We start from the raw sequence: 21,684 nt of genomic DNA, 5'->3' as shown, positions 1-21,684 counted from the left end.
GATCACTCACTTTCTGTCAAATGGCCACTAAACGTGCGACGTGTCTCACGTAGACGCGACCGTCGTTCTTCTTGAACGATATGGAAATTTTTCATGTCGGTCGTCGGTAATTGATGCTTTTCGACGAGGCGGTCAAAATAGACGCGGCGTGAGGCATCTTGTTGTGCCGATTGATGGTTACCGGTTGGGTTGAAAGCATACAGAACCGTCGCGCGTGCAGGGTGCAAGATAAGATGATTTTGACCGACACGTAAGATCCAGTCCCAATCCCAGTAGTTAAAGACCTCTTCATCAAAGAGACCCAGTTCTTCATGCAACGATTTACGATAGAGGGAACCGGACGGGATATACGTCGAGTCTTCTTTCATCGCTTTACGGTCGTACGGATAAGCGAACGGCTCCGTCGTCTTGACGATACGATGGTCCTGTTGCCAGTCATAGGTGAACAGTTCGGCGTCAGCGTAAGATAAGTCGGCTCCCGCTTCCAGATCACCGACAACTTCTTCGATGTGTGAAGGTAACAACAAATCATCATCGTCGTGAAGAAGGATATACTGTCCTTTTGCCAAGGACACACCATGATTCCGTGCCCGGACATGATGGTTTTCCGGGAGATCAACAGAAGTAATCGTCAATTGGTCCTCGAATTCGGTGATGACGGAAGTCAATGAATCACCATTGTTATTGAGAATGATGACTTCAAAATCCTGATACAGCTGTTTAGTCAGGGCGGTCAGTGCTTCACGCAATTCGCGTGGGCGATTATATGTTGGAATGATGACTGAGACCATCGGCATGAAAGTCGTCTCCTTAGAACAAAGACACCCTTGAACTACAGGTGTCTGTGTGGGATATTTACATTTTTTCTTCGATTAATGGAAGTAACGTATTCCATTCAGCAGTCGGTTCTTTTGTGACGGTAACAAAATCACCGTAAGCAAACAGGTTATCGATGCCGTCGACTGTGATGAGTGACGCGAGCAAAGCATCATCTGGTGTGTCCCCTTGTTTGACGCTCGTGCTTTTTGCCCCAAAACGATCACCATCGAGTGTGATTTTTACTGAGTTTGGATTAGGTGTGTAGTCAACTTGCATAATAAGTCTCCTTTCAAAGTTCACACGAGTCTTCACATAGAAGTAAGTTCGTTGCGAGTAAAGTTAATTCCTGCCGATCCGGTTGTTCACCAAACGATTCTTCAAATACAGAACCGATTGCTTCTGCAAATGGGCTTATTTGATCATGGACCGTCAGTAAGCTTAGTATAGCAGACATTTCCGTCGGATAATTTCCTTGTCCTAGGTGAAATGGATCATATTTTTTTAAAAGTTCTTCTGACCTCATAATCGACTAAACTCCTTATCTCAATATATCTCAAAAGGCGGTGGTCCGCCTTTTTAAATTTGTTTGACCTGATTTTCAATGCAAGGGGTTATTTTTTGGTCATTCAGTGATAACCTATATCTTGTAGATAAATAGGTTTAAAAATGCCTGAAACGTCTATATATAGAGTGATAGTACAATTACTCTTCCTATATGTAGGGCGTCTTTTTTTAGTTTAGCGCATTTTTTGAGACAACGAAACCTATTTTGAAAGTTAGAGAATGGGAGTGGTTCATAGTGGCATCTCCACTAAATACAGCACGCATCTATCAAGGTGCAATGACAATAGAAGATGTATATACAGTGATTCGTCAGATTACGGCATCATATTCAGAGCTCGACGTCGAACGTTACACAGAACGGGCAATTCGAGCACTTGAAGGAAAGACGTTACAGGCGGATCAAGTCTATGAACTGTTGACGATGCATGCACTTGATATGTTAAAGGCAGAAGAACCAAACTGGACGTTTGTTGCGACGGCAACGTACCTCAATCGTTTGTATCTGGAAGCCAGTGAAAATCGTAGTTATGGAGCGGACGAACGATATGGTTCGCTTTACACGTTGATTGAAAAGTTGACAGAGATCGGAATCTTCACACCACATTTGTTAGAAACGTATACAAAAGGAGAAGTCGAGGAGCTTGCAGAATCGATCGACCCGTCACGCGACCATCTGTTTACGTATATCGGACTCCGGACATTAGCAGACCGTTACTTGGCGCGCGATCATGTCAAAAAATTATACGAATTGCCGCAGGAACGTTTTATGATCATCGCGATGACGCTCATGCAGACGGAACCGAAAGACCGTCGTCTCGATCTCGTCAAAGAATCTTACTGGGCCTTATCGAACCTCTACATGACGGTTGCGACACCAACCTTGTCGAACGCCGGTAAATCGTACGGTCAACTCTCATCTTGTTTCATCGATACGGTCGACGATTCACTGCGTGGCATCTATGACTCGAATACGGATGTCGCGACGTTGTCAAAAGGTGGCGGCGGAATCGGGGTCTACATGGGGAAAATCCGTTCCCGCGGATCGGACATCAAAGGATTCAAAGGTGTATCAAGTGGTGTCATTCCGTGGATGAAACAGCTGAACAATACAGCCGTCAGCGTTGATCAGCTTGGTATGCGTCAAGGATCGATTGCCGTTTATCTCGATATCTGGCACAAGGATATCCTTGAGTTTCTCGACGCGAAGTTAAACAACGGGGACGAACGGTTGCGGACACATGACTTGTTCACCGGTGTCAGCTTGCCCGACCATTTCATGCGGACCGTCGAGGCGCGAGGCGACTGGTACCTGTTCGATCCACACGAAATCCGGACAGTGATGGGCTTTAGTCTGGAAGACTCATTTGATGAAACGGAGCAGGGGGGCAGCTTCACGGAGAAGTATGAAGCCTGTGTCAATGAACCACGTCTCAGCCGGACGAAAGTACCGGCGATTGATCTCGTCAAACGATACATGCGTTCACAGCTCGAAACGGGAACACCGTACATGTTCTTCCGCGACGCGGTGAACCGGGCCAACCCGAACAAACACGCGGGTATGATCTATTCGTCGAACCTCTGCTCAGAAATCATGCAGAACATGAGCCCGACGACGGTCACGGAAGAATATACACAAGACGGTAAAATCATCATCACGAAAACACCGGGCGATTTCGTCGTCTGTAACCTGTCCTCGATCGCACTCGCACGTGCCGTTCGTTCGGATGTCTTGGAACGGTTGATTCCGATTCAGATGCGGATGCTCGATAACGTCATCGATCTGAACACGATTGATGTGCCGCAAGCACAGATTACGAATCAGAAATACCGGGCAGTTGGACTCGGAACATTCGGCTGGCATCACCTGCTCGCACTCGAAGGCATTCGCTGGGAATCAATCGAGGCTGTTCAGTACGCCGATCGTCTCTACGAAAAAATCGCATACTTGACGATTGATGCATCGATGCAACTGGCGAAAGAAAAAGGGGCGTATCGTCTTTTTGAAGGATCGGAGTGGCAAACAGGGGAGTACATCGCCCGCCGTCACTACAAAACGACTGCTGAACTCGATTGGGATCGCCTGCAAGCCGACATCACGGCACACGGAATGCGAAATGCCTACTTAATGGCAGTCGCACCGAACTCGTCGACGGCAATCATCGCCGGCAGCACGGCTTCGATTGATCCGATCTACAAAAAAGTTTATGCGGAAGAAAAGAAAAACTATAAGATTCCAGTAACCGTTCCCGACCTTACGCCGGAGACGAACTGGTTCTATAAATCAGCGTTTGAGATTGATCAACTGTGGAGCATCCGTCAAAATGCGTCACGTCAACGCCACATTGACCAGGCGATCAGTTTTAACCTCTATGTCAAGAACAGTATCAAAGCAAAAGAGTTACTCGAGATGCACATGGAAGCATGGCAGCTTGGGATGAAGACGATTTACTATACACGTTCGACGACTGTTGAAATCGATGAATGTGAGTCGTGTTCATCATAAGAGAAGGAGGACGATATCATGAAGGCAGCAATCGTATATGCGTCAATGAGCGGAAATACAGAGGAGGTTGCGGAACTCATCGCGAAAGCGTGTTCCGACATGCAGGTTGAACCGACGATGATCTTTGCCGATGACGTAACGACGTATCAGCTGGTCCCTTATGATATCGTCTATTTTGGTTCTTACACCTGGGGGGACGGTCAATTGCCGGATGAGATGCGGGACTGTCTGAAGCTGGTTCTAAAAGAAAGTCCGCACAAGATTCCACAGGCTGCCGTTTTTGGGACGGGCGACAAGATGTTCGTCAAATATTGCCGTGCCGTCGATGAGATGGCCTATCATCTCTCGAAGTTTGGTGTCCCACTCGCAGGTGAACTACTCAAAATCGAACAATCCCCACGAAACCGGCCGCATCTGGTCAAGGAGTGGACACGTCGAACGTTATTGCAATTACAGCAAGAGGGAGCCGAACAACATGGAACAACTACAAAAAATCAAACTGCTTGATGCCCGTCATCCAAATCGGGCGACCGCGATCATTGGCGGCGAAACGAGTTCGATCGTCAACTGGAACGATCTTGCCTATCCTCAGTTTTATTCCATCTATAAACAGTTATTATCGAACTTCTGGATTCCGGACGAGATCTCGATGTCAAAAGACATGCAACAGTGGAATCAATTGAGCGAACGGGAACAGGATGCCTTTAAGCGGATCATCGGTCTGTTATCGATTCTCGATTCCGTCCAAACCCGTTACATTTTGGAATCGGCGATGTTTACGTCAGACGCCTCGATTCATGCGATTCTCGCCATCATCGCCCAGCAAGAAGTCGTGCATAACCAATCTTACAGTTACGTACTCTCAAGTCTCGTCCCGTTGTCCGAACAAAACCGGATCTTTGACATTGCTAAAGACGATGAGATGGTAATGAAACGGAATGCCTTTATTCTTGATTTATACGAAGATTTCCAAAACGACCGGACGCCGGAAAACTTTGCGAAGTCACTGGTCGCCTCGATCGTTCTCGAAGGAATCAATTTCTATTCCGGGTTTGCTTTCTTCTATAACTTAGCGCGTCACCAAAAGATGGTGGGGACATCGACGATGATCAGCTACATCCAGCGTGATGAATTACAACACGCGTACTTCATCAGCCAGCTGTTACGTGCCGTCTTGACGGAACATCCGGAAATCGACGCCGACGGTTCATTCACGAAGTTCGTCTATACGACATTCGAGCGCGCAGTGGATCTTGAGATCGAGTGGAGTGAATACGTCCTGCGTGATCTGGACGGACTTGACGTCAGTGAGATGCGTGACTACGTGAAATATCTAGCGAACAAACGTCTCCGTGTCATCGGACTCGACGATCTGTATGAGGGGCATGACGAAGACGTCATGCCATGGATCCGGGCGTATTCCGACGACTCGATGAATGCGACGAAATCGGATTTCTTCGAGCAAAAATCACGTTCGTATGCGAAGGTGACGGATGCAAACGGATTTGACGATTTATAAACCGGCGAATGCTCTTAATTTTTTGATTGCTTCATGATGCGATTTCCTTTACGCTAGGACAGGTGAGGTCATGCTTGACTCCTGCGGAAAAACAAGTCCATCATGACCCTGGAAGATGCAACGCATCTGAAGCGGCATGGTGGCTTGTCCGCGGAAAGCGAGCAGGCCGGACCTGTCCTTAATGCATGTACGAACTTGTTTTTCGACCCTTTTTTTCTCTTGTTTCCTCAATAAAAACAGCAACAGGACAAAAAAAGGGCCGGACTCGAAAAGTCCGGCAGAATCAGGGGGAATACTTGAAGTCTTGCTACTAATTTGTTCCCTTGTAAAATAAAAAATAAACAATTTGAAAAATATTTTTTACCATCCGTAAAAAGTATGTTATTATAAGTTGATGAATTTAGTTAGGGAGTGTATAAACTATGGCAAACTTTGAAAAAGACCAAGTTGTTACTGGTAAAGTAACTGGTATTCAAAACTTTGGTGCTTTCGTAGCACTTGACGAGCAAACACAAGGTCTCGTCCACATCTCAGAAATCTCACACGATTACGTAAAAGACATCAACGATTACGTAAAAGTTGGCGATGAAGTAACTGTTAAAGTTCTCGACATCGACGAAGCTAACAAAAAAATGAAGCTTTCGATCAAAGCTACACAGGAAGCTCCAAAACGCGAAGCACGCGCTAAAGGCCCACGCAAAAACACTGGCCGTCGCGATGCAGGTCCTGCTTTCAAACAAGAAGAAGCTCCTGGCTTCAACGTGTTAAAAGGCAAATTGGAAGAATGGATTGAAAAATCAAACTTCCAAAAATAAGAATGTGAAAGAGAATCGACATCGGTCGGTTCTCTTTTTTTGTGTTATAAGCATTAAAATAGATGCAAAAGGGGAATGTGTGGATAATGTAAGGTGTTCATTACTTATCAAGGGGGCAACACACAATGGAAAACTTTGAATATCGCAATCCAACGAAACTTATTTTTGGTGACGGTCAAGTCAGCAAGATTAAAGATGAGCTCAACACATTAAACGCTAAAAAAGTCATGCTTGTATTCGGTGGCGGAAGTATTAAACGCAATGGTGTCTATGACGATGTTACACGTGAACTCAAGGCGGCAGGAATCGAATACGTCGAATGCGACGGTGTCGAACCAAACCCGCGGATTGAAACAGCAGAACGCGGTATTAAAATCGCGCGTGAAGCTGGCGTAGATGCATTGCTGGCACTTGGTGGCGGTTCTGTCATCGACTGTACGAAATTGATTGCTGCCGGTATTCCATACGAAGGTCCAGCATGGGATCTCGTCATCGGGAAAGCCACTCCAAAAACCGTCATCCCGTTCGGAACAGTTTTGACGCTTGCAGCAACGGGTTCAGAGATGAACTCAGGTTCTGTCATCACAAACTGGAAAACACAAGAGAAATACGGTTGGGGAAGCCCATTGACGTTCCCGACGTTCTCAGTTCTTGATCCAAAATACACGGTCAGCGTACCAAAAGATCAAACGATCTACGGGATCGTCGACATGATGAGCCATTGCCTCGAACAGTATTTCCATACGGCGCATGCACCTGTTCAAGAACGAATGACAGAAGGCGTCATGAAAGCTGTCATCGAAGCTGCACCAAAACTCGTCAATGATCTCGAAAACGTCGAACTCCGTGCCACAATCCTCTTTGCCGGCACTATGGCTTTGAACGGTGTCCTTCAAATGGGCGCACGTGGAGACTGGGCGTCACACAACATTGAGCACGCTGTTTCAGCCGTTCATGATATCCCGCACGCAGGTGGACTGGCGATTCTCTTCCCGAACTGGATGCGTCACGTCCTCGACGAGTCGAATGCGCACCGTTTCGTTACGCTCGGTGAAAATGTCTTCAACGTGGATACGACAGGTAAATCAGAGATGGAAGCGGCTCACGCGACAATCGATGCAATCAGCGCGTTCTGGACGTCACTGGGTGCACCGAACCGCCTCGCGGATTATGACATCAAAGAAGAGACTGTCGATTCAATCGTGAAGTCAGCGATGACACGTGGAGACTTCGGAAACTTCAAATCACTTGGTAATGACGATGTCCGTCAAATCGTAACAGCTGCTTTATAAGCACTACAACATTTGCTAATCTTTTCACAAAAGACTTGAACGACCTTCCTTCTTGCGTTTTAATGAAAAGGAAGGTCGCATTTGTTTGCGAATGAATAAGGAGGACGAGTGAATGACAACGGTACGTTTTGATTATTCGAAGGCCCTACAATTCGTAGGACAACATGAAGTAGACTATATGGCAGATACGGTGAAGACATTACACGGAGCCATCCATAACGGGACAGGTGCCGGTAGTGATTTCCTCGGTTGGGTGGACTTACCGACGAACTACGACAAAACGGAGTTTGCTAACATTCAAGCAGCAGCAGAAAAGATCAAGTCGGATTCGGATGTCTTGTTAGTCGTCGGAATCGGTGGATCGTATCTTGGGGCACGCGCTGCAATCGAGATGCTGGGTCATTCGTTCCATAACCTGTTATCAAAAGAAGAACGGAAAGCACCACAAATCATTTATGCGGGACATAATATCTCTTCGACGTACTTACATGATTTGTTTGAAGTACTGGAAGGAAAAGATGTGTCGGTCAACATCATCTCGAAATCAGGCACGACGACAGAGCCAGCGATTTCATTCCGCCTCTTGAAAACGTTCATGGAAGATAAGTATGGGAAAGCGGGTGCGAAAGACCGCATTTACGCAACGACGGATAAAGCACGTGGTGCCTTGAAGACGCTTGCGGATTCAGAAGGCTATCAGACGTTTGTCATTCCAGATGATGTTGGTGGACGTTTCTCGGTCTTGACACCGGTTGGTCTGTTACCGATTGCAGCAGCAGGGATTTCAATCGAAGACTTGATGGCAGGCGCACGTGACGCACAAGTTCAGTTCTCAAACGAAAACTTGGCTGAAAACGAAGCTTATCAATATGCAGTCGTTCGGAACGCCTTGTATGCAAAAGGAAAAACAATTGAACTGCTCGTCAACTATGAACCGGCATTACACTATGTCTCGGAATGGTGGAAACAGTTATACGGCGAGTCGGAAGGAAAAGACTTCAAAGGGATTTTCCCGGCAGCGGTCGATTTCTCGACGGATCTTCACTCGATGGGTCAGTACGTCCAAGAAGGACGCCGTGATTTGTTTGAAACTGTCATTAAAGTCGGACAAGCGCGCCATGCCTTGACGATTGAAAAAGACGCACAAGATTTAGATGGCTTGAACTTCCTCGAAGGAAAATCGATTCAGTTCGTCAATGATAAGGCGGCTGAAGGGACGTTACTTGCCCATACGGATGGACAAGTACCAAACTTGACGGTTGAATTACCAGAGATGACACCGTATCATCTTGGATTCTTGTTCTACTTCTTCGAAAAAGCATGTGCGATGAGCGGCTATTTGCTCGGCGTGAACCCGTTTGATCAGCCGGGTGTTGAAGCGTACAAGAAAAACATGTTCGCGCTACTCGGTAAACCAGGATTTGAAGCAGAAAAAGCAGAACTTGAAGCCCGCTTGAACTAAGCAAAAAGGCATCTCCGCATTCGGAGATGCCTTTTTTTGTCATTCTGACGAATTCCTACGCACTTTCACTTTTAGAATGCTTTCGAAACAGGTAAAGTGAAGAGAGAAGAAGAAATGAGGTGCACGCACGTGATTACGTTTTTAGATTATTACCAAAATCGGGTTGAACTGAGTTTTGAAGACCATCCATTCTCGATTCAACCCCTTCATGTCTGGGTCATTGCCGTGTACGAGGGAAAATGGTTACTGACACATCACAAACAACGGGGGTACGAGTTTCCGGGTGGAAAAGTCGAACCAGGAGAGACGGCCGAGCAAGCGGCGTATCGAGAAGTGATGGAAGAAACCGGTGGACGGATTGAACGTCTGCAATACATTGGACAATACCGGGTCGAAGGGCGAGGCGATACGATCATCAAAAACATCTATTTCGCCGAAATCGAGTCCCTTGTCCCGCATCTGGCTGTCGATGAGACAGACGGAGCCTACTTGTTAGACGAGATCCCACCTCGTCTGGATACGAACCGCCAATATAGCTTCATGATGAAGGACCGTGTCCTTCCGGAGACTCTTCGTGTACTCGCCGAACGCCGATTGGTTTGAACTGCCGCGACAAGGACCGTTCCGGACGTTTCGGATGTTTTATGAAACATCTGACGGCGAACAGGTCGGTGCTTACATCGTCCTTCCCGTTCATGCGAACGGTCAAGGATTGTTGTACTTACGTGGTGGGACACGAAATATCGGGATGGTCCGCCCGACCCGCTTGATGCAGTTCGCCCAAGCGGGTTACCTGGTCATGGCTCCTTTTTACCGGGGGAATTTAGGGGGGACGGGGAAAGAAGATTTTGGTCATCACGACATCCTGGATGCGGTTGCCGCATTTGATTGGCTGAATGAGCGGGTAAAGCGGACATCCGTCTTCGGTTTTTCAAGGGGAGGCCAGATGGCACTGTTACTGGCCCACTATCGGCCTGTCGCTCGGACTGTCTCCTGGGCGGGTGTGACGAATCTGGTCTGGACGTATGAGGAACAGCGGACGATGCAAAAGATGCTAAGGCGGTTTACAGGTGGGGTGCCGGATCAACAGAAACAGGCTTATCAAGTCCGTTCACCGCTTTATTTTCCGCCGCAAGGAGACGTCTTGTTGATTCACGGACTGTACGATGAAAATGTCCGTCTGCGTCATGCAACGAATTATGCAGCCCGTTATTCGGAACAGACGCACTTAAAAGTCTATCAATATGCCCATCAATTCCCGATTCATCAAAAAATTGCTGTGACCGGTCAAGTCATCGAATGGATGCTGTCGGAATGAACGGAATGTAGAAATCACCTCAACGACTTGTCTTGAGGTGATTTTTACTAAAAATGTAAGGAACATTGATATCTTTTGAAAAACTGATTTTTTAAGAGAAATCAATATTTGATATACTAGAAGATATAAAATAAGCTTGATTAACGGATTTAGAAGGGGAACATGAGATGGAAATCTTACTCGCGCGACAACCGATCGTTGACCGGTATGGTTCGATTGATGCTTTTGAATTACTCTATCGTTCCGTTGAAGCACCTGCTGTGTTTGATGGGGATCTCGCGACGATGGATGTTTTGACCAATACACTGATTCATCTCGGAGTAGATCGTGTGGCGGAAGGGAAACGACTATTCATCAACTTCACAGGGGACTTATTGCAGTCCGAGTTGATTGATCACCTAGATCCAACACGATTTGTGATTGAAGTATTGGAGACCGTTCAGATTGATAATGTCATGTTGTTGACGCTCAAGAAGTGGAAAGAGGCAGGGTTCATGTTGGCACTCGATGATTTCGTGACGGACTTGTTGCGTCATCATGGTGCTGAACTGTTTGATTTAATTGATCTCATCAAAATTGACATCGAAGCGATTAATCCACGGGAACAAAGTGCGATTTTACATATCTTAAAACGCAATTATCCGCATATGCGCTTTTTGGCGGAGCGCGTCGAAACGCATGAAGACCATACACGGAGCCTTGAAATGGGTTATGACTGGTTTCAAGGATATTTTTATGCGAAACCGATGCTGATGAAAGGGAAAGCGGTTCCGCCTCAAGTCCCTGTTTTGCTGAAGATGCTGAAATGGTTGGATACAGATGACCATTACGACGAGGTCGTCGATGAAATCGAAGGAAATCCGTATATCAGTGTTCAAGTCTTGCAACTCATCAATTCACCGGGGATCGGGTTGCGGAATACGGTTAGTTCTGTCCGACAAGCCATTTCATTACTTGGTTTTTCGCAGTTGAAAAGTTGGATTTCACTGATCGTCTTACGCGAGATGAAACTCGCGAGTCCTTATAAATGGTCGGATGAATTATTACGTTCCTCATTACATTGTGCGAAGTTATGCGAATTGTTTGCGAACGAAACAAAGACATTGAAAGCAGAGAGTGCTTATATGATCGGACTACTTTCGCACATCGATGCCTTGCTGTCAGTCGATATCGATGAGATCATCGATCAATTACCGATTGAACCGACCTTAAAAACAGTCTTGCAAGGAGACGATCATCCGTTTCGGGACTGTCTCTTACTGGCAATCAGTGCGGATCGTGGTGAATTCGAACATTTTGAGCTGCTCAGCAACCGGTTTGGGATCTCGAAGCAACGTGCTTATGAGTTACTGAAGGAAAGTCAGGTTTGGTTGGCTCAAAAGGAACTACATCTGCAAGATGAAACAGATTTGATTGTCTAAATGGCAAAAAAGGTTGAGCGCTCCTCGGAGGCTCAACCTTTTTGGTATAGACGAAACATTAAATACGAGGTCCAGCCGATTTGATGGCATCGGTCGCACTTTCGAATCGGTTAAAGTTTTCGACGAACTTATGAGCAAGTGCCGTCGCTTGTTGCTCGTAAGCGGCTGTATCTGCCCACACTTTGACGGGATTCAGCAGATCAGTCGGCACACCAGGTACTTCGACTGGCATGTGCAGTCCGAAGATTGAATGTTCTTCTGTCGGGATGTCGACGAGTAGACCGTTGACCGCGGCGTTGACCATCGTCCGCGTGTACGCGAGCTTCATCCGACTACCGGTACCGTAAGCACCACCGGTCCAACCTGTGTTGACAAGATAAACCGTGACACCATGGCGATCAATCAGTTCACCCAGCATCGTCGCATATTTTTCCGGAATCAATGGTAAGAACGGAGAACCGAAGCACGTCGAGAATGTCGCTTCTGGTTCAGTGACACCACGTTCTGTCCCGGCGAGTTTAGACGTGTAACCCGATAAGAAATGATACATCGCCTGTTCCTTCGTCAACTTGCTGATTGGTGGTAACACGCCATACGCATCAGCCGTCAAGAATACAATCGTTTTCGGATGGCCAGCACGTGACGGGATGGCGATGTTATCGATTGATGTGATCGGATAGGCAGCACGTGTGTTTTCCGTCAATGACGTATCATCATAGTCTGGCGTGCGTTGTGCATCAAGAACGACGTTTTCAAGCACCGTACCAAATCGGATCGCATCAAAGATTTGTGGTTCCTTTTCGCGAGAGAGATTAACGGTTTTGGCATAACAGCCGCCTTCGATATTGAACACACCATCATGCGACCAACCGTGTTCATCGTCACCGATCAATTGACGACTGTCGTCTGCTGACAGGGTGGTCTTACCAGTCCCCGATAGTCCGAAGAACAGAGCGACGTCACCTTCGTGTCCGACGTTTGCTGAACAGTGCATCGATAAGACATCCTGTTGTGGTAACAGATAATTCATGACTGAGAAAATCGATTTTTTGATTTCTCCTGCGTACTCGGTACCACCGATCAAGACGATCCGGTGTTCAAACGACATCGCGATGAACGTCTCTGAGTTCGTGCCATCGACTGCTGGATCAGCTTTGAAGTGTGGTGCATAGACGACCGTAAAGGGTTCAAAGGCCGCAACCGTAGGATATTCCCGTAAGAACAGTTGTTTTGCGAACAGATTATGCCAAGCATATTCTGTCACGACGCGTACTGGAAGGGTGAAATGCGTATCGGCACCAGCAGCAGCCTCTGTGTAGTAGAGCTGATCTGTTTCGTTCATATAACGAAGAACTTTTTGTAACAGTTGTTCGAATTTGTCCGACTCCATCGGTTGGTTGACATGACCCCAATCGATGTGTGTCTCGCATGACTGATCGCGGACGATGAACTTGTCTTTTGGTGAACGACCTGTAAATTTCCCCGTTTCTACAGATAAAGCACCATTCTCTGCAAGAACTCCTTCTTTGTTTCGAATCGCATGTTCGACTAGTTCGGCAACGGATAGTTGTTTGAACACATGCTCCTTCATGAGTAGTTCTTCGATATTCAGGACCGTCATCGGCATCCTGACCCCACCTTTCCCCTACGTTGGTTTTGGCTCCATCATTAGTATGACACATTTATTATATATGACATACTAATGATAGGGCAATCATTTTCCTGCGCTGATTTCTATTTATCTGGAAACGCTTTCAGCATTAACAGTTTAACACCTCTTCCGAAATTTTTCGACAAAAAATTAAAACGTTGCTTGACAGAGTGGACACAAGTTTATATCATGTAATTCGTAACGGATACTCTTATTCTGAGCAGGTGGAGGGAACAAGGCCCGAAGAAACCCGGCAACCGTCTTATGTTAATTTCATCATTAATGTAGGAAAAGGTGCTCTCCTGAAGCGAAGTAAACACTTCGAACGATAAGAGGGTAAAGGAAGAACGCACAACCTTTCCCTGACCATTTTTGGACATGGAAAGGTTTTTTTCATTTTACCGTCCCACTCAACTAGGGGAAATGAGTACACCGTCAAATTCTTTTTTGGGAGGGTCAAACATGACAAACCTTAATCGCCGACTATTTACGTCGGAGTCAGTAACTGAAGGTCACCCGGATAAAATCTGTGACCAGATTTCGGATTCAATCTTAGATGCTATTCTTGCGGCAGATCCTAATGCACGTGTTGCTGCAGAAACGTCTGTCACGACAGGACTTGTCCTTGTGGCAGGAGAAATTACGACAACGACTTACGTGGATATCCCGAAAGTCGTACGCGAAACGATTCGTGAAATTGGTTATACACGCGCGAAATACGGATTCGATGCAGACACATGTGCTGTATTGACTGCAATCGATGAGCAATCGGCAGACATCGCACTTGGTGTCGACCAAGCGCTTGAAGCACGCGAAGGAAACATGTCAGATGAAGAAATCGATGCAATCGGAGCAGGAGACCAAGGTCTGATGTTCGGTTATGCAACAAAAGAAACACCTGAACTGATGCCGCTCCCAATCTCACTTTCACACCGTCTCGCCCGTCGCCTTGCCGAAGTCCGCAAGACGGGACAACTCGATTACCTCCGTCCGGATGGTAAGACGCAAGTCACGGTCGAATACAACGAACACAACGAGCCTGTTCGTGTCGATACGATCGTCATCTCGACACAACATGCGGAAGAAGTGACGCTTGAGCAAATTCAAGCAGATCTCAAAGAACACGTCATCGCACCGGTCATCCCGACGGAATACATCGATGCCGAAACAAAATACTTCATCAACCCGACTGGCCGCTTCGTTATCGGTGGACCACAAGGAGATGCAGGATTGACAGGTCGTAAGATCATCGTCGATACGTATGGCGGATATGCGCGTCACGGTGGTGGTGCTTTCTCTGGTAAAGATCCAACGAAAGTTGACCGTTCAGCTGCCTATGCAGCACGTTATGTCGCGAAAAACTTGGTTGCATCTGGTCTTGCAGAAAAAGCTGAAGTTCAGCTGGCTTATGCAATCGGTGTGGCACATCCGGTTTCAATCGCAGTTGACACATTTGGAACAGGAAAACTTCCAGAAGCGCAACTCGTTGAATTGATTGCGGAAAACTTTGATCTTCGTCCTGCCGGAATCATCAAGATGCTTGATCTCCGCCGTCCGATTTATCGTCAGACAGCAGCATATGGTCATTTCGGTCGTACAGACATCGAATTGCCATGGGAGCAAACAGATAAAGCAGCGACACTTGAAGAACAAGCAAAACGTTTCGTCTAATCCTTTGTTCAGAAATAACCTTTCACAGGTTGTTTCTGAACTTTTTTTGTTTCTTCTGAACTTTGCAGGGAAACGACTGAAAGTTCTAGAAAAGGGTAAAAGAACATGAGTCTGTAAAAGGAAAAGGGGGATTTCGGTATGGAGATACGCGAAGCAGTTCCTGCTGATGCAGCACGCATTCATGATATTGCGCTCACGTCTTGGATGGATACGTACGAGGAAATCTATTCAGAGCGCTCGAAAGCCCATTTCGTTCAAGAAGCTTACCCGCAGGAAGAAGTGGTTCGGGCAATCCGGACGGCTGAGGAAGCACGTGGGGAATACTTTAACGTCGGGTTGATTGATGAGGAAATCGTCGGATTCATTCATGCGATTGATGTGGACGGGACGTGGGAAATCGTCCGGCTTTACGTCTTACCGAAATACCAACAGAACGGAATTGGACGACGGTTGATTCGAGAGTTGGAGTTGCAAGGTGCTTCTCCGATTGAAGTATATATCGAATCCCGGAATTATAAGGCACGTCACTTCTTGACCTCATATGGTTTTAAGGAAGTCAGTGAGACGACGGAAGAAGTCTTCGGACAGGTGGAACCTGTAACAAGGCTGCAACGTATATACTAATAAGAAGACGGAATCCGACTTAAGGCGGTATGGCTGAAGTCGGATTTGTTGCATACTAAACAGATATCGGATGAAGAGGTGAGTGTGTGGTAGAACAACCAACCGGAGTAATCGTTCTTGTGTATCCACTTCAATTACGTGCCCGACCAAGTGAAGCGTTAATTCGTGTCTTGGAACAAGAATATGAAGTACTCTTAGTCGACGCACCGCGTCGTGTATCGTTTGAAGAACACCAACAGTTATTAAAAGAAGCGTTACGGGAAGCGGGTAAGCGGAAGCTACCCATTCATATCATTGCCTGCAGCATGGGAGCACTCGTCGTCAATCGATTGCTGCAAGAATACGAGTTACCGATTGCCAGTCTGATTTTCATCTCTCCACTGTTTGATTGGCACAATTCGAAGCAACTCGGTGGCGTCAAGCAAGTGTTTGCAAGTGCCTTCGACCGGTTTCGTCCCGATGCCCCACTTGGGACGTTACCGTTTGGGCAAAATAATGAAGACGCTGTCCGTCTAGGTGAGTTGACCTATGCGCAATATCGTGAAATCGAAGAAGAGATCGTACTACATGATGAGGAACGTAAAAAATTACCTCGTGTCCATTTGGCGTGTTTTTATGCACCGGACGATCAGTTTGCTGATGTTAAATTGACGCTCGAAGTGTGCCGGAAAATGGGGGGCGACCAGATTTATCTGCAACGTCTGCATGGTTTCCCGCACTTTAGTTTTGAACGACTAAATACACGTTTTGCTGAAAAACTTTTATTGTTCCTCAAACTGGTCGAGGACTAAGTAAAAGTCATCTAAAAGGAGGATGCCGTCATTTGTGACAGCATCCTCCTTTTTTTAGTCGATGGCTTGTTTTTTAAGTTTTTTTTCGATGGCGACGATGAAGGGTGGATTATTTTGTTGGTTCAAGAACCGATACTGCAAGACCGCATAATCTTGCTGAGGCAGCAGGGAGACATGTTCCAAAACGGCGTCGCGTTCTTTACGTCCTTCGAGGTGTCCATGATAAATCACGAGGACAATCAACCCACCGGGCACGAGGACCGGAAGTAATGCCCGAAGCGCTTCTAACGTTTCTTCTCCCGTCGTCGTGACCGACTTATCGCTCCCTGGTAAATAACCGAGATTAAAGACCCCGGCACGAATCGGACGCTGTTCGTCAAATAAACGAGCACCGACATGAATATGACTTTCGTGATACAAGTCGACCCATTCGGAGACATGTGCCGCGTGCAGACGGCGTTTCGTTTCTTCGATGGCTTGTTCCTGGACATCAAAGGCGATGACACGTCCGCTCGGTCCGACTCGTTCAGCAAGGAAATGGGTATCGTGACCGTTCCCGGCAGTCATATCGACGACACAATCCCCTTCATGGATGACAGACTCCAGTAATTCTTTGGCGTAAGGTAACACACGTGCAAGTGACATGGCATAAACTCCTCTTCCTGATAGCTGTTCTGTTTTTTCTAAGTACCCGCAAAACCGATCATTTAGTCAATTGTATCATTTTTCCGATTGTTCGTTTAAATCGAAGTTCCTTGACAGAGTACAATACAATTTCGTAAAGTGGCAAGGTTGGAAACTATATTGGAGGATACTTACCATGCCGAAATTACCTCGTGCGGTCTGGATTCTGGTATTGGCGATGGCGATCAATACGACAGGATCTTCTTTTTTATGGCCGTTTAATACGTTATATATTCATGAATATCTGGGAGAATCGATGACGAAAGCCGGAATGGCTTTATTCGTCAACTCTGCTCTTGCCATCGTCGGAAACTATATCGGTGGAAAATCGTTTGACCGGTTAGGTGGCAAACGGACACTCGTCATCAGTGTCGTCGGACTTGTCCTCGCGTCAATCGGCTTATGGATGTTCCACCAGACGTTTACCGGGTACGTGGTGATGCTTGGATTGATCGGATTTGTCGGAGGAATGGTTTTCCCGACCATCTATGCCTTGACTGGTGTCATTTGGCCGGAAGGTGGCAGACGGGCCTTTAATGCAATTTATGTAGCACAAAATGTTGGTGTCGCGTTAGGAACAGCCATTAGCGGTCAGATTGCCGCGATTGACATTCAATTCATCTTTATCGCTAATCTTGTGCTTTATCTGTTGTTTGCCGTCGTCTTGTTAGTTGGTTTGAACTGGATCCATGTGAATCCAGTGAAACGCCATACGATATCGGCGGATGAAGAGACACGTGAGCCCCTATCGCGGACATCGGTCCGGACGATGCTCTACGTATCGATCGGATATGCCCTGTTGTGGTTCGTCTACGTACAATGGCAAGGGACATTTGCTGTCCATACGAAGTCACTCGGTGTGACGATTTCCGAGTACTCGATCTTATGGACGATCAACGGAGCTTTGATTGTGTTTGCACAACCCTTGCTGACGCCTGTCTTACGCTGGTTTGGGGACGACTTGAAACGTCAATTGCTAACCGGAACCGGTATTTTCTTGCTCTCCTATGCAATTGTTCCATTTGCCGGAGGATTCAAGATGTTTTTAGTCGCCATGGTGATTTTGACGATCGGAGAGATGTTCATCTGGCCTGCGGTCCCTGCGATGGCGGCACGCTTAGCCCCGATTGGGAAAGAAGGAGAGTTTCAGGGGTATGTCAATATCGCAGCCTCTGCAGGACGGATGATCAGTCCGACGGTTGGAGGATTGATTTATGATGTATCCGGAATGGATGCCGTTTTCCTCACATTGATTGGTTTGATCATTCTGGCAGGATTCACCTTCGTTCGAGCGGTACCAAAACCTAAAAAAATAGGGCAGTGAAAAAAGACGTGAGAAGCGGGAAATTGATCCGCTTCTCACGTCTTTTTTAAGAAAAAGCATAAAAAAAGGGAGATTGGGTATCTTATTAACAGGGGAATATTGTTTAATTAACCAAATTAAAGGCTCATCACCATAACACGTGGTTGCTATTTTAACGACCAAGCTCAAGGCGCAATCTCAAAAAGAATCGTTCGAGGTTTCGGTAGCCATAACCACGACGTTTAATGAGCTTAATCTTATTGTTCGTCCCTTCCATTTTCCCATTCGATAGTGTCGATACAATGGTTTGACGCATCGCTTCTTCACGGCCACGAATCGCTTTCGCGATTTTCGCAAGAGGTCCGCATGGATGAAATTGATAACGTTCCAGCCAGTCTTTCAGTCTTCGGCATGCCTGCCCGTCGCACGTTGCTTTCAACACATATCGAATATGTTGGAGTCCTTGATAAAGATCCCGGGTAAACGAGTCTTCTAGAATACAAGAATGGGCGACCTCTCGATCTTCAAGAGCCAATGCTTCCGGACGACAAGCGAGAGCACGATCAATCACACGAACATGATGATGGCGTCTTGCCTCGTTCAAAAAACGACGCCGGCGGCGAAGAGCATCCGTAAAGAACTGGATGAGATGAAAACGATCCAGCACATGCGCTGCATTCGGGAAGACACGAGTAGTTGCCTTCGCCATCGCAGGTGCAAAATCACTGACGACAGAACGAACATCTCCCAGTACACCTTGAAGCGCAGCCGTAATCGCCGATACGTCCCGGCCCGGGACGATAGACAGAAGACGTCCAGTCTTGGCATCAAGAACGATCGTCGCATAGTGGTGTCCTTTTCTCGTGGCGAACTCATCGACGAGGATGTGTGTCGCCTGTCCCACTGTATCCACTGAAGCGTACTGATAAAACCACCGTTCCACAGTCGTATAAGGAAGTTCATATTCATGCGCAACATCTGAAATTGTCCGGCCATGGCACCGTTCTGTGATGCCTTTTCGGAACACTTCGGTAGAAGTACGGACGAGTCCGAGACCGTAGTCATATACGAACGTCAAATCACAAGAGAGGCATCTTTGACGTGGGACATCCAGTTCGATCCACAAGGCACCGACTCCCCACGCATGACCGTGTCGAAAACGACGACGTTTTTTCGAATGCAGGATGGTCTTTTTTTCGCATAGCGGACAAGGGATTTCATGTGTATCAGGAATGACAGGAAATACGTGCGGTTCTTCATCGGACGACATCTGGATTTGAAAAAGGGCTGGAAGCGGAAGAATTAATTTGATAAACTGTTGGGACAAGGCGAAAACTCCAATCGTGGTTTGTCTAGACAACAATTACGATACCGGGGTTTTCGCTTTTTTTCTATGTTCGATTTAAAATCCGATGGATTTTATGTGTCAACCACACCTTATGGTGATGAGCCAAATTAAAGGAAATTTGGTTTGTCAGACGTGTCGCATGCCGGAGGTGGACAAGATGAGGCAATGTGTTTTTATTGAAAACCAGTCGATTTGGACGACGCTTATGCAAGACAAACTACTCGATATTTTTTACAGTTACGAATATGTTCATTTGAATGCACGTCCTGAAGAATCTCCCGGCCTGATTTATTTTCAGGGTCAGTCGGGCGAACTGTTTTATCCATTTTTGAAACGGCGGATTTTTGAGACCCGTTATTTTGACATCATCACGCCCTACGGTTACGGCGGACCAGAAATCGTCGGTGAATTGACGAAACAGGAATTGGCGGATGCGAAACGGTCGTTTCGCCAATGGGCGATGCGTAATCAAATCGTCTCAGAATTGATTCGTTTTAACCCGTTGACGGAAAATGAAAAACAGGTACCGGATTGGACGGAAAGGGAGTTCGTTCGACATACGACTAGCATTGATCTTCGACCATCTGTAGAAGAAATCATGCAGACATTTCACAAGAAAAATCGAAGCATGATTCGGAAGTCATTAGCGTCTGATCTGAGTGTCCGTATAGGTACAAACGATGATTTACAGACGTTCATCCGCCTCTATTATCAGACGATGGACCGAAAAGATGCTTCGTTGAACTATTATTTTACATCTGACTACTTCGAACAATTATTTAAACCGACACCGCTTTGTCGACCGTTGTTGTTAATTGCTGAATGGCAGGGAGAGGCGGTTGGCGCTTACTTTGTCTTGCTTGGTCAAAAGTATGCGCACGGCCATCTCATCGGATGCGAGCGGGATGAACATAAACTCTATCCGAATCAACGTCTAGAATATGAAGCGATTTTATATTCGAAAGCTGCCGGGATGGTGGAACAACATCTAGGTGGTGGCTATAAAGAACGGGATAGTCTGTTTGAAAGTAAGTGTCGATACACAGGATACCGGATGTTTGAGTACCACCAAGGAAAAACAATTCTTTTACCGCATATTTACGAACAATTGTGTGAGCGCCATGGCAGCGACAAAGAAGCCGATTATTTCCCGGAATATCGGTATCAAGAAACTGTTTTATCCAGATGAATCCGCCTGACCGTCTACGAACGGTCAGGTTTTTTTGGTACGCTACATACAGGAGGGGGAAACAATGAAAAAAAACGGTCTGATTTTTGATATGGATGGTGTCATCTTAGATAGTGAGATCCAATATTTTAAAGTACATCAGCAGATGTTCGAGACGTTATCGATTCCGCTTGATCGTGTCCAATACGCGACGTTCATGGGGAAAACAGGGGACGAAATGTGGCAGGAACTGATCACCCAACATGATTTGCCGCATTCGACGGAATCGTTGCTTGCGCTTGAACATGAATTATTTCAACAGCATGCCAAGCCGGAAGAGTGTGGGTTAAAAGACGGTGTCCACGAGTTGATGGCGCTTGCGCGGACGGAAGGATACAAGGTGGCCATTGCGTCGTCGAGTTCACTTGAAAAAATCAAACGCGTCATCACGCATTATGGGTTAACGGTCGATGCTTATACCAGTGGGTTTGAAGTGCCACGGTCGAAGCCGGATCCTGCTATTTTTCAATTGGCCGCAAAGCGGATCGGTCAAACGCCGGAAGCCTGCATCGTGATTGAAGATTCAGCAAACGGGATGATCGGAGCAAAAGAAGCCGGTATGGAGGTCATTGCCTTACTGGATGAACGAATGCCGGCACAAGCCCTGCATCATGCAGATCATGTCGTCTCTTCACACGAAGCGATCGGGGAAATTTTACGGAACCGTTGAC

General features: G+C 46.7%; 21 protein-coding genes and 1 riboswitch. Of the genes, 15 read left to right on the top strand and 6 right to left on the bottom strand.

Annotated elements, in window-relative coordinates:
* Positions 1 to 2: 2 nt before the first annotated feature.
* Genes P404_RS0104120 through P404_RS0104110 form a run of 3 tightly spaced genes read right to left on the bottom strand, consistent with a single transcriptional unit; the run spans position 3 to position 1,342 of the window.
* Positions 3 to 797, bottom strand: a complete 795-nt coding sequence (locus P404_RS0104120; RefSeq protein ID WP_014971077.1) for a glycosyltransferase family 2 protein — start codon at positions 795 to 797, stop codon at positions 3 to 5.
* A 58-nt stretch (positions 798 to 855) separates the two neighbouring features.
* Positions 856 to 1,095, bottom strand: a complete 240-nt coding sequence (locus P404_RS0104115) for a NifU N-terminal domain-containing protein (protein WP_014971076.1) — start codon at positions 1,093 to 1,095, stop codon at positions 856 to 858.
* A 13-nt stretch (positions 1,096 to 1,108) separates the two neighbouring features.
* Entirely contained in the window at positions 1,109 to 1,342 is a 234-nt protein-coding gene (locus tag P404_RS0104110; RefSeq protein WP_014971075.1) for a DUF1871 family protein, read from the bottom strand.
* Positions 1,343 to 1,618: 276 nt separating this feature from the next.
* On the opposite strand from P404_RS0104110, the gene P404_RS0104105 reads away from it, so the two are divergent.
* The 9 genes from P404_RS0104105 (at position 1,619) to P404_RS0104065 (ending at position 11,713) form a co-directional block, all read left to right on the top strand.
* Positions 1,619 to 3,886 carry a ribonucleoside-diphosphate reductase subunit alpha gene (locus P404_RS0104105; protein WP_026830040.1) on the top strand — a complete coding sequence of 756 codons (2,268 nt, stop codon included), beginning with the start codon at positions 1,619 to 1,621 and terminating at the stop codon, positions 3,884 to 3,886.
* An 18-nt stretch (positions 3,887 to 3,904) separates the two neighbouring features.
* Positions 3,905 to 4,393, top strand: a complete 489-nt coding sequence (locus P404_RS0104100; RefSeq protein ID WP_026830039.1) for a flavodoxin domain-containing protein — start codon at positions 3,905 to 3,907, stop codon at positions 4,391 to 4,393.
* Positions 4,362 to 5,405, top strand: coding sequence for a ribonucleotide-diphosphate reductase subunit beta (locus P404_RS0104095; RefSeq protein WP_026830038.1), 1,044 nt, complete (start codon positions 4,362 to 4,364; stop codon positions 5,403 to 5,405). The genes P404_RS0104100 and P404_RS0104095 overlap by 32 nt, the downstream gene beginning before the upstream one ends.
* Positions 5,406 to 5,827: 422 nt before the next feature.
* Entirely contained in the window at positions 5,828 to 6,220 is a 393-nt protein-coding gene (yugI, locus tag P404_RS0104090) for a S1 domain-containing post-transcriptional regulator GSP13 (protein ID WP_014971071.1), read from the top strand.
* Between the two features lie 125 nt (positions 6,221 to 6,345).
* Positions 6,346 to 7,512 carry an iron-containing alcohol dehydrogenase gene (locus P404_RS0104085; RefSeq protein WP_014971070.1) on the top strand — a complete coding sequence of 389 codons (1,167 nt, stop codon included), beginning with the start codon at positions 6,346 to 6,348 and terminating at the stop codon, positions 7,510 to 7,512.
* 112 nt (positions 7,513 to 7,624) lie between these two features.
* Positions 7,625 to 8,974: a glucose-6-phosphate isomerase gene (locus P404_RS0104080; protein ID WP_014971069.1), complete on the top strand. Its 1,350-nt coding sequence runs from the start codon at positions 7,625 to 7,627 to the stop codon at positions 8,972 to 8,974.
* 129 nt (positions 8,975 to 9,103) lie between these two features.
* Positions 9,104 to 9,577, top strand: coding sequence for an RNA deprotection pyrophosphohydrolase (ytkD, locus tag P404_RS0104075; protein ID WP_026830037.1), 474 nt, complete (start codon positions 9,104 to 9,106; stop codon positions 9,575 to 9,577).
* Entirely contained in the window at positions 9,549 to 10,292 is a 744-nt protein-coding gene (locus tag P404_RS17325) for an alpha/beta hydrolase family protein (protein WP_150111969.1), read from the top strand. The genes ytkD and P404_RS17325 overlap by 29 nt, the downstream gene beginning before the upstream one ends.
* A gap of 167 nt (positions 10,293 to 10,459) precedes the next feature.
* Positions 10,460 to 11,713: an EAL and HDOD domain-containing protein gene (locus P404_RS0104065; protein ID WP_026830036.1), complete on the top strand. Its 1,254-nt coding sequence runs from the start codon at positions 10,460 to 10,462 to the stop codon at positions 11,711 to 11,713.
* A gap of 58 nt (positions 11,714 to 11,771) precedes the next feature.
* Here P404_RS0104065 and pckA read toward each other — a convergent pair whose 3' ends face one another.
* Positions 11,772 to 13,340, bottom strand: a complete 1,569-nt coding sequence (gene pckA / locus P404_RS0104060) for a phosphoenolpyruvate carboxykinase (ATP) (RefSeq protein ID WP_014971066.1) — start codon at positions 13,338 to 13,340, stop codon at positions 11,772 to 11,774.
* A 232-nt stretch (positions 13,341 to 13,572) separates the two neighbouring features.
* A riboswitch (SAM riboswitch) is annotated at positions 13,573 to 13,699 on the top strand.
* Positions 13,700 to 13,826: 127 nt separating this feature from the next.
* Between pckA and metK the strand changes: the two genes are divergently transcribed.
* The 3 genes from metK to P404_RS0104045 all read left to right on the top strand — a co-directional run bounded on the left by metK (position 13,827) and on the right by P404_RS0104045 (position 16,450).
* Positions 13,827 to 15,035, top strand: coding sequence for a methionine adenosyltransferase (metK, locus tag P404_RS0104055; RefSeq protein ID WP_026830035.1), 1,209 nt, complete (start codon positions 13,827 to 13,829; stop codon positions 15,033 to 15,035).
* Positions 15,036 to 15,173: 138 nt separating this feature from the next.
* On the top strand, positions 15,174 to 15,659 hold the full coding sequence (locus P404_RS0104050; protein WP_014971064.1) for a GNAT family N-acetyltransferase: 486 nt from the start codon (positions 15,174 to 15,176) through the stop codon (positions 15,657 to 15,659).
* A gap of 86 nt (positions 15,660 to 15,745) precedes the next feature.
* Positions 15,746 to 16,450: a serine aminopeptidase domain-containing protein gene (locus P404_RS0104045; RefSeq protein WP_014971063.1), complete on the top strand. Its 705-nt coding sequence runs from the start codon at positions 15,746 to 15,748 to the stop codon at positions 16,448 to 16,450.
* A 54-nt stretch (positions 16,451 to 16,504) separates the two neighbouring features.
* Here P404_RS0104045 and mnmM read toward each other — a convergent pair whose 3' ends face one another.
* A complete protein-coding gene (gene mnmM, locus P404_RS0104040; protein ID WP_014971061.1) occupies positions 16,505 to 17,095 on the bottom strand; it encodes a tRNA 5-(aminomethyl)-2-thiouridylate-methyltransferase MnmM in 591 nt (196 codons plus the stop codon).
* A 175-nt stretch (positions 17,096 to 17,270) separates the two neighbouring features.
* On the opposite strand from mnmM, the gene P404_RS0104035 reads away from it, so the two are divergent.
* Positions 17,271 to 18,458, top strand: a complete 1,188-nt coding sequence (locus P404_RS0104035; RefSeq protein WP_026830034.1) for an MDR family MFS transporter — start codon at positions 17,271 to 17,273, stop codon at positions 18,456 to 18,458.
* 151 nt (positions 18,459 to 18,609) lie between these two features.
* On the opposite strand, the gene P404_RS0104030 is transcribed toward P404_RS0104035, so the two are convergent.
* Positions 18,610 to 19,764 (bottom strand): ISL3 family transposase, encoded by a 1,155-nt coding sequence (locus tag P404_RS0104030; protein ID WP_034774026.1) that lies wholly within the window; start codon positions 19,762 to 19,764, stop codon positions 18,610 to 18,612.
* Between the two features lie 178 nt (positions 19,765 to 19,942).
* Between P404_RS0104030 and P404_RS0104025 the strand changes: the two genes are divergently transcribed.
* Together P404_RS0104025 and P404_RS0104020 are read left to right on the top strand one after the other, a co-directional pair.
* Positions 19,943 to 20,974, top strand: a complete 1,032-nt coding sequence (locus tag P404_RS0104025; protein WP_026830032.1) for a peptidoglycan bridge formation glycyltransferase FemA/FemB family protein — start codon at positions 19,943 to 19,945, stop codon at positions 20,972 to 20,974.
* 64 nt (positions 20,975 to 21,038) lie between these two features.
* The gene (locus tag P404_RS0104020) at positions 21,039 to 21,683 is read left to right on the top strand and encodes an HAD family hydrolase (protein ID WP_026830031.1); all 645 of its coding nucleotides are present in this window, start codon (positions 21,039 to 21,041) and stop codon (positions 21,681 to 21,683) included.
* The last annotated feature ends 1 nt before the right edge of the window (position 21,684 follow it).

The organism is Exiguobacterium antarcticum DSM 14480, assembly GCF_000685865.1.
GTDB classification, from domain to species: Bacteria; Bacillota; Bacilli; order Exiguobacteriales; family Exiguobacteriaceae; genus Exiguobacterium_A; species Exiguobacterium_A antarcticum.
This window is presented reverse-complemented; position numbering and strand designations above follow the sequence as displayed.